The sequence below is a fragment of the Streptomyces sp. P9-A4 genome, assembly GCF_036634195.1.
Classification (GTDB): Bacteria; Actinomycetota; Actinomycetes; order Streptomycetales; family Streptomycetaceae; genus Streptomyces.
Genome location: NZ_JAZIFY010000001.1, coordinates 4858669 through 4870826, shown reverse-complemented (window position 1 = coordinate 4870826; position 12158 = coordinate 4858669). Strand labels below are relative to the sequence as shown.

The following is a 12158-nucleotide window of genomic DNA, read 5'->3' as shown; positions in this document are numbered from 1 at the left end:
GGACGAATTCCGGTCATCCCCGGGGCCGTACTCCGGGGGTCAGTGGCCGAGATGCTTGCGCAGCCTGTCCTGGAGGTCGGTGATCCACTTCCCGCGCTTGGGTCTCGCCTCGACGTTCCCGAAGACCGAGTAGCCGTTGATGACGACGACCGGGGCCTGCGGGTCGACGCCCTCCAGGGTCACGACCTCGAAGTTGCCGAAGATCCCGCTGCCGCTGCCGCGCAGGCTGATGTTCTCCGGGACGCGCACCTCCACGTTGCCGAAGATCGACGTCGCGTTGATGGTGGTGAGGCGCTGGGCGAAGATCGCCTCGGTCAGGTCGATCTCGACGTTCCCGAAGAGCGCGAAGGCGTTCGTCCGGCGGCTCACCCGCCAGCGGCCCTTGCGGGTGGTGCTGGAGAAGATCGCGACCAGGTTGTCGGCCGGGCCCTCGGCGTCGTCCGGCCCGTACGCGTACGCCGGCGCGGACTCCTGGTGGGTCCGCGCGCCCGGCAGATCGCGGACGATCGGCTCCAGCTCCCCGACGGTCTTCGCCCGGTACACCGCGTCGATCCGGTCCGAATGCTCCTCGGCGTCGAGCCGCCCCTCGGCCAGGGCGTCCCTGAGGATGTCCGCGATCCGGTCCCGGTCCGCGTCCGAGGCGCGCAGCGAGCCCTGCGGATCGGCGAAGTCGGTCTCGGCCGGAGCGGATTCGGCGGGCGACGCCTGCCGCTGCGGCTGCGGCTGCTGTTCGGGTTCGGGCTTCTTTTCGAGGTCCACGGATGCAGCCTAGCGAAACGCGATAGATCGCGACCAGGGGGCGGGCCGTGGCCTGTGGACAAATGGCCGACGGCGGTCGCGGCGGCCGGCCCGGCGGCGTCCCCGGCCGCCAAGTGAGCCTTACCTCACAGGACCGGTCCCCCGCCGTCGCTCTACGCTGGAAGGCGCACTGCCAACGGAGGCGGTGCGCCGTCTTGCCGAGTGAGGAATGGCCCCCATGCCAGAGTTTGCGTACTCCGATCTGCTCCCCCTGGGAGAGGACACCACGCCCTACCGCCTGGTGACCTCCGAAGGTGTCTCCACCTTCGAGGCCGACGGCCGTACGTTCCTCAAGGTCGAGCCGGAGGCGCTGCGCACGCTCGCCGCCGAGGCGATCCACGACATCCAGCACTTCCTGCGCCCGGCGCACCTGGCCCAGCTGCGCCGGATCATCGACGACCCCGAGGCCTCCTCGAACGACAAGTTCGTCGCGCTCGACCTCCTCAAGAACGCGAACATCGCCGCCGCCGGCGTCCTGCCCATGTGCCAGGACACGGGCACCGCGATCGTCATGGGCAAGCGCGGCCAGAACGTGCTGACCCCCGGCCGCGACGAGGAGGCCCTGTCCAAGGGCATCTACGACGCGTACACGAAGCTGAACCTCCGCTACTCGCAGATGGCCCCGGTCACCATGTGGGAGGAGAAGAACACCGGCTCGAACCTGCCCGCGCAGATCGAGCTGTACGCGACGGACGGCGGCGCGTACAAGTTCCTCTTCATGGCCAAGGGCGGCGGCTCCGCCAACAAGTCCTTCCTCTACCAGGAGACCAAGGCGGTCCTCAACGAGGCCTCCATGATGAAGTTCCTGGAGGAGAAGATCCGTTCGCTCGGCACGGCGGCCTGCCCGCCGTACCACCTGGCGATCGTCGTCGGCGGCACGAGCGCCGAGTTCGCGCTCAAGACCGCGAAGTACGCCTCCGCGCACTACCTGGACGAGCTGCCCTCCGAGGGCTCGGCCGAGACCGGCCACGGCTTCCGCGACAAGGAGCTGGAGGAGAAGGTCTTCGAGCTGACGCAGAAGATCGGCATCGGCGCGCAGTTCGGCGGCAAGTACTTCTGCCACGACGTCCGCGTCGTGCGCCTCCCCCGCCACGGCGCCTCGCTGCCCGTCGCCATCGCCGTGTCCTGCTCGGCCGACCGCCAGGCCGTCGCGAAGATCACCGCCGAGGGCGTCTTCCTGGAGCAGCTGGAGACGGACCCGGCGCGCTTCCTGCCGGAGACCGAGGACTCCCACCTCGACGAGGCCTCGGACGTCGTGAAGATCGACCTGAACCAGCCGATGGACGACATCCTCGCCGAGCTGACCAAGTACCCGGTCAAGACCCGGCTGTCCCTCAACGGCCCGCTGGTCGTGGCGCGCGACATCGCGCACGCCAAGATCAAGGAGCGCCTGGACGCGGGCGAGGAGATGCCGCAGTACCTGAAGGACCACCCGGTCTACTACGCGGGCCCGGCGAAGACCCCCGAGGGGTACGCCTCCGGTTCCTTCGGCCCGACGACGGCCGGCCGGATGGACTCGTACGTGGAGCAGTTCCAGGCGGCCGGCGGCTCGAAGGTCATGCTGGCCAAGGGCAACCGGAGCAAGCAGGTCACGGACGCGTGCGACGCGCACGGCGGTTTCTACCTCGGCTCGATCGGCGGCCCGGCGGCGCGGCTCGCGCAGGACTGCATCAAGAAGGTCGAGGTCGTCGAGTACGAGGAGCTCGGCATGGAGGCGGTCTGGAAGATCGAGGTCGAGGACTTCCCGGCGTTCATCGTCGTGGACGACAAGGGCAACGACTTCTTCCAGAACCCGGCGCCGGAGCCGACGTTCACGCACATCCCGGTGCGCGGCCCGGGTCTCGGCTGATCGCTCAGGACTGCGGCGAAGCCCTCGTTCCCCCGCCGGGGAGCGAGGGCTTCGCCGTTTCCCGGACCGGTCCCACGGGTCCCCGCGCCGCGCTCGCGACGATCTTCGCTCAGGAACTCGGAGCTGCCGACCCCGGCCATCGCGGACGTGCGCGACCTGGTCGGCGGCCACGCCGAGCGCGCCTTCAAGCTCCCGGACTACGGCGGCAAGCTGTCCCAGCCCTGCCGTGCGCTACCGCGCGTTGATGTGGAAGTCCATCCGCTGGTAGTCCCCGTCGGGGGTCGAACGGATGTAGCCGCGGGCGTTCTTGAAGTCGCCGGTGCCGCCCGTGACGGCCAGGTCGAAGGCGGCCGGCACGCCCGCCGAGGTGTCGAAGGTCGTCAGCGCCTGGCCGGTCAGCTGCCCGCCCGGTCCGCCGTCCAGCTCGAAGGTGCCGACGCAGTTCGTCTCCACCGTCTTCCCGGACACGCGGACCACGGCGCAGAACACCCCGTCGCGGCCCACGTTCTCGCCGCCCTTGGTCTTGGAGAGGTCGTCGGCGAAGGTGAAGGTCTCTCCGACCTTGGACGGCGGCCCGCTCGACGCCCCGCCCGGGGCGGGGACCTCCTTGGCGTAGAGCGTGAACTCGAACCCACTGCCGTTGTCGGCGGCGACGGGCGCGACGGCGCCGAACGCCACGGCCGCGGCCGTGCAGACGCCGAGCACACCGATCCTCCTGAAGCTCCGGGACATGTCCTGCCTCCTCGCGGGTGGTGGATCTCCCCCTCGGCCCGCTTCACATTCTCCGGCGCACATCCCGGCTCCGCCCGTTCGGGCCGTGGCACCGCGTAGGACCGCGACCGTCGAGCGGTCGACACCGCCGACCGGGCCGTGCGCCCGCTCCGTAGAGCCGCGTCGCTCGGTCCGGTGACCGTGTCGAGGGACTGGTGGCGGCCCGCTCGATCGCGTTCGAGATCATGGCCGTATGGCAGAGAGAACACCAAGAGGCCCACGCACGCTCCGGGTCGTCTTCCCGGCCCTGGCCGCTTTGGTCGCGGCCGGGAGCCTCACCGGTTGCGGCGGCCCCGAACCCATGCCCGAGGTGCGGCAGGGGGACCGGCCTTCGGGGGTTCCTTCGGCCGGGGGGTCCTCGGCCGAAGGGGGTGCGGCGGCGGTCGCCGAGGCCGGGGCGGTCGTCGGGGGACGTGGGAGTGCTTGTGCGCTGCCCGTTTCCTTCTCCGCGGCGGCGGAGTGGGTGGCCAAGACCGTCGCGGGGGCCGACGATCCCGAGTTCGCGGCGCTCACGCGTCAGGGGCCGGCCACCGTCCGGTGCGAGGTGGACGCCAAGCCGGCCGGGCATCTCGGGTACCTGCGGGTGTGGACGGCCGGGAAGGGTCCCGCGCGCGTGGCCCTGGAAGGCTTCGTCAAGGGCGAGCCGAACGGCTCGAAGGCCGTCTACCGGGAGACCCGTGCCGGGCAGCTGGCCGCCACCGAGGTGACGTACACGGTCTTCAACAAGTTGATGGAGGAGTCCAAGGAGGAGCGAGCGTTCGCCGTCGCCACTCCGAAGGGGACGGTGATCGTGCACCTCGGCGGGCTGGACACCGACGAGCACCGGGCGATGCTTCCGGCGTACGAGCTGGCCCGTACGACGCTCAAGCCGCTCTGAGGCCCTCGGAGGGCCCCGGGCAGGGCCGTGGCCCCCGTCCTTCTCGGGCGGGGGCCACGGCGTTCCACGACGTACGTGCGTGCGTGCGTGCGTGCGGTTACACGAACTTCTGGCTCGCCGAACCGTCGCAGTTCTGGAGCCTGACCGGCTGCCTCGTCCCGCTCTGGGCCAGGCAGAGCCCGGTCGCGTCGGCGGGGTGGATCGTGGCGCCGTCGCGGACGAACTTCTGGTTCGCGCCGCCGTGGCAGTTCCAGATGACGAGCGCCTTGCCCGCCGCGTAGCCGGAGGCGGGCACGTCCAGGCAGCGGTCCTGGGTCAGCTGGGTGTGGACGGTCCGGCGGGCGGAGTCGTACCACCAGCCCTGGTTGCGGCCACCGTGGCAGCCCCAGCCGAGGACGGCGGTGTTGTTGGCCGAGGAGGCCGCGTCCACGTCCAGGCAGTCGCCCGTCGCCTGGTTCTTCAGCGGCCGGTAGGCGTCGTCCCAGGCGACCGGGAAGAGGGTCGGCGTGCCCGAGGAGTCGACGTCGGCGCAGCTCGCCTCACGGGCGCCGGAGTTGTAGATCTGGGTGAGGCAGGAGGCGAAGGCGGCGTGCCCGCGCGCGTTGGGGTGGAAGGACTGCCGCACCGAGTTCTCGTCCGGGGTGCCCGGCTTGGTGAGGTCGATGTAGAGTCCGCGCGCCCAGGTGTCCTCCATGCAGACCTCGTGGCCGTGGAAGAGCCGCGAGTTGTCGAGGAAGACGGCCCCGGTGGAGGCGGCTGCCGAGCGCATCCCGCGCTCGAAGGCGGGAACGGCGGTGTTGCGGCCCCAGACGGTGTCGGAGTCGTAGCCGAGTCCGCCGCAGATGAGCTTGCCGGGGAAGTTCGGGTTGTCGTTGAAGTCGGGGCCGATGGGGCTGGGGTAGCCCATGACGACGAGCTTGTAGTCGCCGTCGGCGTAGCCGGCGTCGCGCATGACGGTCTTGAGGTCGCGCACGGTCTGCTCGACCTTGGGGACGAGTCCGTCGACGCGGGCCTGCCAGCCGGGGGCGTACTTGGGCTCGCAGGTGCCCTGGAGCAGCAGGTAGCGCTGGACGCAGTCGGTCATGACGGGCCCGAACTGCAGGTCGTCGTTGGCTCCGGCGACGAGCAGGACCATCTTGATCCGGGTGTTGCGCGCCTTGATCGCGAGGTTGTCGCTCTGGACCAGCTCGTCGGCGTACTGCTTGGAGCCGCCGATCCGGATGTTGCCGGTGTACGCGCCGGAGCAGGCCACGTTGAACGTGAGGTCCGCGGGGATTCCGGTGCGGTGGATGGCCGCGTCGGGCGAGCGGTGGCACCAGTTGGTGGGACCGTTGGTGGGGGACTCGTACGTGCCGACGCCCTCACCGGAGATCTCGCTGTCGCCGAGCGAGATCAGGCCCGTCCTGCGCTGGGCGAGCGGTCGCTCGGCCGGGTCGCCGTAGATCTTGGTGGCCTCGGCGGCTCGGATCGCCTCGAGGTCGGGCGGGAGGGGTACGGAAGTGACGGCGGCGGCCGTACCGGTGTCGGCCGCTCCGGCGGGAGCGGCGGCGGTCATCGTGCCGAGCGCGGCGGCAGCCGCGGCGACGACGGCGATGGGCCAGCGGAGTCTGTACCTGGTGCGCTTCATTGCGCCTCCTGGAAGTGGGGTTACCCACGGTTTTTACTGGCCGGTAAGCGTGTTGGGAATACATCGAACGAGACAAGTGCTCATCTTTTTCGGGGGATTGGGGTCGCCCCCGATGGGCACAGCCGGAAGGTTGGAGAAAATGAACGACGCAGCGGGCTACCGGATCGAGCACGACTCCATGGGCGAGGTGCGGGTCCCCGCGCACGCCAAGTGGCGGGCGCAGACCCAGCGGGCGGTGGAGAACTTCCCGGTCTCCGGACAGCGGCTCGAACGCGCCCACATCGAGGCCCTGGCCCGGATCAAGGCCGCCGCCGCCAAGGTGAACGCCGAGCTCGGAGTGATCGAGAAGGACCGCGCGGAGGCGATCGTGTCGGCGGCGCGGGAGGTCGCCGAGGGCCGCTGGGACGAGCAGTTCCCCGTCGACGTCTTCCAGACCGGCTCGGGCACCTCGTCCAACATGAACACCAACGAGGTGATCGCCACCCTCGCCACCGAGCGGCTCCCCGAGGGGCGCGAGGTCCACCCCAACGACCATGTGAACGCCTCGCAGTCCTCCAACGACGTCTTCCCCTCCTCCATCCACATCGCGGCCACCGCCGCCGTCACCCGCGACCTGGTCCCCGCCCTCGACCATCTAGCCGATTCCCTGGAGCGAAAATCGGCCGAATTCGCGACGGTCGTGAAGTCCGGCCGTACGCATCTGATGGACGCCACCCCGGTCACCCTCGGCCAGGAGTTCGGCGGCTACGCGGCGCAGGTCAGGTACGGCGTCGAGCGGCTGCGCTCCGCACTCCCCCGGCTCGCCGAACTCCCTCTCGGCGGTACGGCGGTGGGCACCGGCATCAACACCCCGGCGGGCTTCTCGCCGGCCGTCATCGCGGAGGTCGCCCGCGCGACCGGGCTGCCGCTGACCGAGGCCCGCGACCACTTCGAGGCACAGGGCGCGCGCGACGCGCTGGTGGAGACGTCCGGGCAGCTCCGTACGATCGCGGTCTCGCTCACCAAGATCTCCAACGACCTGCGCTGGATGGCCAGCGGCCCCCGCACCGGCCTCGCCGAGATCAACCTCCCCGACCTCCAGCCCGGCTCCTCGATCATGCCGGGCAAGGTGAACCCGGTGATCCCCGAGGCGGTCCTGATGGTCGCCGCGCAGGTGACCGGAAACGACACCACGGTGGCGGTGGCGGGCGCGGCCGGGAACTTCGAGCTCAACGTGATGCTGCCGGTGATGGCCAAGAACCTCCTGGAGTCCGTACGGCTGCTCGCCAACGCCTCCCGGCTGCTCGCCGACCGCACGGTGGACGGGATCACCGCGAACGTCGAGCGGGCGCGGGAGTACGCCGAGTCCTCGCCGTCCGTGGTCACCCCGCTGAACAAGTACATCGGGTACGAGGAGGCCGCCAAGGTCGCCAAGCGGTCGCTGGCCGAGCGGCGGACCATCCGCGAGGTGGTGATCGACTCCGGTTACGTGGAGCGGGGCGACCTGACCGTCGAGCAGTTGGACGAGGCGCTGGACGTGCTGCGCATGACGCGGCCGTGACGGCGGGGGCACCCGACGGGCCGGCCCCGGCCGGCCCCATGTGACCCGCCGGTAGCGACCGGCCGGTAGCCGACTCCCCCGTGATCCGTACCGCAGCGGTCGTGGGAGCGCGCCCCTAAGATCTGCGCATGACAGGATCGGGCGGCTCTCAGCACTGGGCGCCTGGGGATCACATCCTCTGGCGCTACCGCGGCAACGGCACCGGAGCGGTGCACATCTGCCGGCCGGTGACGGTCGTGCGGGACACCCCGGAGCTGCTCGCGGTCTGGATGGCGCCCGGCACGGAGTGCGTCCGGCCGGTGCTCGCCGACGGCACCTCCGTCCACGACGAACCGCTCGCCACCCGCTACACCGCCGCCCGCACCACGGAACGCGCGCGCTGGGCCGGCAGCGGGGTGCTGAAGCTGGCACGGACCGGCGAGCCGTGGTCGGTGTGGCTGTTCTGGGAGCGCGGCTGGCGCTTCCGCAGCTGGTACGTGAACCTGGAGGAGCCGCGGGCCCGTTGGGCCGGCGGTGTCGACTCCGAGGACCACTTCCTCGACATCTCCGTCTACCCCGACCGCAGCTGGCTGTGGCGGGACGAGGACGAGTTCGCGCAGGCCCAGCGGTCCGGCCTGATGGGTCCGGAGCAGGCCGAGCGGGTGCGTTCGGCCGGGCAGCGGGCGGTGGACCGGATCAAGGCGTGGGAGGCGCCGTTCGGGGAGGGCTGGGAGGACTGGCGGCCCGATCCGCGATGGCGGGTTCCGGAGCTGCCGGCCGACTGGGACCGCACTCCGGCGCACACGGCACCGTGAGACCCTTGATGCGCCCCCGGGGTGCAAACGTAGGATCGTCCTCCGCGTGGCGGAGGCGGACCGGACGGCCCGTCGGACCGACCCGACAGCACGTCAAAGACCGAGCACAGCACAGGACCTGACCAGAAGTCATCCACGAGGGGGAGAGCAGTGCCGGACGTCTGCCCGGATGTGCCGCCCCCCGCCGTCGCCGCGGTTCGCGGAGCCTCCACATCCGCCGTACACAAGGGGTTTATCCCTGCCGAAGGCGCGGCATCGGCGAGAAGAGCGAGTGCATCGCACCACCGGCCCGGACGGACGGAACCCCACGCGTGACGGAGCATCCCACCTCCCACGAAGGCCGGCAGCCCCTGGCTGCCCGGCCGCAGGAACGTGCGCGCCCCCGCCAGGAGGCGCCGGCCGGCCTGCCCTCCGAGGTACCCGCCCAGCCGGGTGGTCCGGCGGGTCCGGCGGTCCCACCGGCCTCGGGCGCGGGCCCCGGGGCGGAGGCACCCGCGCCGCCGCCACCGGCTGCCCCCGGTGGCCCCAACGGTGCCGGTGCGGTCGCCGTCGCCGTGTCCCCGCAGCTGCCCGGCGGGTCCAGGGGCGGGGACGGCGCGACCCGGCGCGAGGGCGAGCGGCTGCGGTTCGTCGGGGCGGCCACCCGGCGCATCGCGCGCGGCATCGACCTGGACGAGATCGTGCTCGGTCTGTGCCGGGCGAGCGTGCCGACCTTCTCCGACGAGATCCTGGTCTATCTGCGCGACCCGCTGCCGGTGGGCGACGAGCGCCCGGTGGCGCCGTTCGTGCTGCGGCTGCGCCGCACGGACCGGCTGCGGTTGAGCGATCTGGAGGGTGAGGAGCTCGTCCTCGTACCCGATCCCGATCCGACCCCCGCGGCCGAACTCTGCGAGGTGCGCAACGGAGGGGCGCTGGCCGAGGTGCTGCGCGGGGTGCGGCCGGTGTTCGGCGACTCCGCCGCGGCCAAGGCCGCGCTGACCGAGCTGCTCGGCCCCGAGCATCCGCTGCCCGGCGGGCTGCGGGCGGTCCTCGCGCCGCTGCGCGGCCGGCGCCGGGTGATCGGCGCCGCCGTGTTCCTGCGCCGTCCCGAGCGGGCCGGTTTCGAGCCGAACGACCTGCTGGTCGCGGCGCAGCTGGCCACGCACACCGCGCTCGGCATCGACAAGGCCGTGCTCTACGGCCGTGAGGCGTACATCGCGGACGAGCTCCAGCGGACGATGCTGCCGGACTCGCTGCCGCAGCCGACCGGCGTCAAGCTCGCCTCGCGCTACCTCCCGGCCGCCGAGACGGCCCGGGTCGGCGGCGACTGGTACGACGCGATCCCGCTGCCCGGCAGCCGGGTCGCGCTGGTCGTCGGCGACGTCATGGGCCACTCGATGACCTCGGCGGCGATCATGGGCCAGCTGCGCACCACCGCGCAGACCCTGGCCGGGCTCGACCTGCCGCCGCAGGAGGTCCTGCACCATCTGGACGAGCAGGCGCAGCGGCTCGGCCAGGACCGGATGGCGACCTGTATGTACGCGGTGTACGACCCGGTCTCGCACCGGATCACCGTCGCCAACGCGGGTCATCCGCCGCCGATACTGCTCCATCTGGGTGGCCGTGCCGAGGTGCTGCGGGTGCCGCCCGGCGCCCCGATCGGGGTGGGCGGGGTGGACTTCGAGGCGGTCGAGCTGGACGCCCCGGCCGGTGCCACGCTGCTGCTGTACACGGACGGGCTCGTCGAGTCCCGGCTGCGGGACGTGTGGACGGGCATCGAGCAGCTGCGGGAGCGCCTCGCGGCGACCGCGCAGCTGACGGGTCCGGACCACTCGCCGCCGCTGGAGGCGCTCTGCGACGACGTCCTGGACATGCTGGGTCCGGGTGACCGGGACGACGACATCGCGCTGCTCGCGGCCCGGTTCGACGGGATCGCGCCGAGCGACGTGGCGTACTGGTTCCTGGAACCGGAGGATGCCGCTCCGGGGCGGGCCCGGCGGCTCGCCCGGCGGGCGCTGGCCCGCTGGGACCTGGAGGAGCTGACCGACTCGGTCGAGCTGCTGATCAGCGAGGTCGTGACGAACGCGGTGCGGTACGCGGAGCGGCCGGTGACCCTGCGGCTGCTGCGGACGGACGTGCTGCGCTGCGAGGTCGGCGACGACTCGCCGCAGCTGCCCCGGCAGCGGCGGGCGCGGGACACCGACGAGGGCGGGCGCGGCCTGTTCCTGGTGAACCGGCTGGCCCGGCGGTGGGGGGCGACGCGGCTCTCGGGCGGCAAGGTGGTCTGGTTCGAGCTGGCCACGAACCGCGGCTGAGGGCCGTTCCCGGCACTCGTGCCCGACCCGCTGCCCCGTACGCGCGTACGGGGCAGCGGTTGCCGACCTCCCGTCGGCGGAGTTGACTTCTGTGGTGGACGCAGCGACCTGACCCTGTTCCCCCACCGACGGGAAGACGCTCGTGACCTACACGACGAACAACGCCGGGAATCCGATCGAGAGCGACGAGCACTCGCTCACCGTCGGCCCCGACGGCCCCATCCTGCTCCAGGACCACTACCTCATCGAGAAGATGGCCCAGTTCAACCGCGAGCGGGTGCCCGAGCGCGTGGTGCACGCCAAGGGCTCCGGCGCGTACGGCTTCTTCGAGGTGACGAACGACGTCAGCGAGTTCACCCGGGCGGGGCTCTTCCAGCCGGGTGCGCGGACGGAGATGCTGGCCCGTTTCTCGACGGTGGCCGGCGAGCAGGGCTCCCCCGACACCTGGCGGGACCCCCGCGGTTTCGCCCTGAAGTTCTACACCGACCAGGGCAACTACGACCTGGTCGGCAACAACACCCCGGTCTTCTTCGTCCGGGACACCATCAAGTTCCAGGACTTCATCCGCTCGCAGAAGCGCCATCCGGTGACGGGTCTGCGCGACCACGACATGCAGTGGGACTTCTGGACGCTGTCCCCGGAGTCCGCGCACCAGGTGACCTGGCTGATGGGCGACCGGGGCGTCCCGAAGACGTACCGGCACATGAACGGCTACGGCTCCCACACGTACATGTGGATCAACGGCGCCGGTGAGCGTTTCTGGGTGAAGTACCACTTCACGACCGACCAGGGCATCGAGTTCCTCACCCAGGCGGAGGCCGACGGGCTGGCCGGGACGGACGGGGACGTGCACCGCCGCGACCTGTACGAGTCGATCGAGTCGGGTGACGCCCCCTCCTGGACGCTCAAGGTGCAGGTCATGCCGTTCGAGGCGGCGGCGGACTACCGCTTCAACCCCTTCGACCTGACCAAGGTGTGGCCGCACGCCGACCATCCCCTGATCGAGGTCGGGCGGATGACGCTGGACAGGAACCCCGAGGACTTCTTCGTCCACATCGAGCAGGCCGCCTTCGAGCCCTCGAACATGGTGCCGGGCATCGGTCCTTCGCCGGACAAGATGCTGCTCGGCCGGCTGTTCTCGTACCCGGACACCCACCGGTACCGGATCGGTCCGAACTACGCGCAGCTGCCGCCGAACCGGCCGCGCTCGCCCGTCCACTCGTACGCGAAGGACGGGGCGATGCGGTACGAGGCCTCGACGGCGGCCCGGCCGTACGCGCCGAACTCGTACGGCGGTCCCGCGGCCGACTACGGGCGCTTCGGCGAGCCGGCGAGCTGGGCGGCGGCGGGCGAGCTGGTCCGCGAGGCGTACGCGCTCCACGCGGAGGACGACGACTGGGGGCAGCCGGGCACCCTGGTCCGCGAGGTCCTGGACGACGCGGCCCGCGACCGGCTGGTGTCGAACATCGCCGGGCACCTGAAGGACGGCGTGAGCGCCCCGGTCCTCGAACGCGCGGTCCAGTACTGGCGGAACGTGGACGCGGACCTGGGCGACCGGGTGGCCAAGGAGGTCGACGGCTGAGGCACACGCCCGCCGAGGCCGTACGA

9 protein-coding genes are annotated in these 12158 nt (G+C 71.5%); 6 read left to right on the top strand and 3 right to left on the bottom strand.

Annotation, left to right across the window (positions count from 1 at the left end; genetic code table 11):
- Positions 1–39: 39 nt before the first annotated feature.
- On the bottom strand, positions 40–759 hold the full coding sequence (locus V4Y03_RS22125; RefSeq protein WP_317877076.1) for a DUF1707 SHOCT-like domain-containing protein: 720 nt from the start codon (positions 757–759) through the stop codon (positions 40–42).
- Between the two features lie 217 nt (positions 760–976).
- Between V4Y03_RS22125 and V4Y03_RS22120 the strand changes: the two genes are divergently transcribed.
- On the top strand, positions 977–2647 hold the full coding sequence (locus tag V4Y03_RS22120; RefSeq protein WP_079044472.1) for a fumarate hydratase: 1671 nt from the start codon (positions 977–979) through the stop codon (positions 2645–2647).
- A gap of 231 nt (positions 2648–2878) precedes the next feature.
- Here the strand turns inward: V4Y03_RS22120 and V4Y03_RS22115 are convergent, their stop codons facing one another.
- On the bottom strand, positions 2879–3379 hold the full coding sequence (locus V4Y03_RS22115; RefSeq protein ID WP_317877467.1) for an allene oxide cyclase barrel-like domain-containing protein: 501 nt from the start codon (positions 3377–3379) through the stop codon (positions 2879–2881).
- 232 nt (positions 3380–3611) lie between these two features.
- Between V4Y03_RS22115 and V4Y03_RS22110 the strand changes: the two genes are divergently transcribed.
- Positions 3612–4295: a lipoprotein gene (locus V4Y03_RS22110; RefSeq protein WP_332436060.1), complete on the top strand. Its 684-nt coding sequence runs from the start codon at positions 3612–3614 to the stop codon at positions 4293–4295.
- 97 nt (positions 4296–4392) lie between these two features.
- On the opposite strand, the gene V4Y03_RS22105 is transcribed toward V4Y03_RS22110, so the two are convergent.
- Positions 4393–5922 (bottom strand): ricin-type beta-trefoil lectin domain protein, encoded by a 1530-nt coding sequence (locus tag V4Y03_RS22105; protein ID WP_332436059.1) that lies wholly within the window; start codon positions 5920–5922, stop codon positions 4393–4395.
- Positions 5923–6061: 139 nt separating this feature from the next.
- Here V4Y03_RS22105 and V4Y03_RS22100 point away from each other — a divergent pair, with 139 nt between their 5' ends.
- From V4Y03_RS22100 to V4Y03_RS22085, 4 genes are all read left to right on the top strand, one after another.
- On the top strand, positions 6062–7462 hold the full coding sequence (locus tag V4Y03_RS22100) for a class II fumarate hydratase (RefSeq protein ID WP_332436057.1): 1401 nt from the start codon (positions 6062–6064) through the stop codon (positions 7460–7462).
- 128 nt (positions 7463–7590) lie between these two features.
- Positions 7591–8256 (top strand): cytidylyl-2-hydroxypropylphosphonate hydrolase, encoded by a 666-nt coding sequence (fomD, locus tag V4Y03_RS22095; protein WP_317877470.1) that lies wholly within the window; start codon positions 7591–7593, stop codon positions 8254–8256.
- 311 nt (positions 8257–8567) lie between these two features.
- The gene (locus tag V4Y03_RS22090) at positions 8568–10550 is read left to right on the top strand and encodes an ATP-binding SpoIIE family protein phosphatase (RefSeq protein ID WP_332436055.1); all 1983 of its coding nucleotides are present in this window, start codon (positions 8568–8570) and stop codon (positions 10548–10550) included.
- Positions 10551–10692: 142 nt separating this feature from the next.
- Complete coding sequence (locus tag V4Y03_RS22085) at positions 10693–12132, top strand: catalase (RefSeq protein ID WP_317877159.1); 1440 nt, start codon at positions 10693–10695, stop codon at positions 12130–12132.
- The last annotated feature ends 26 nt before the right edge of the window (positions 12133–12158 follow it).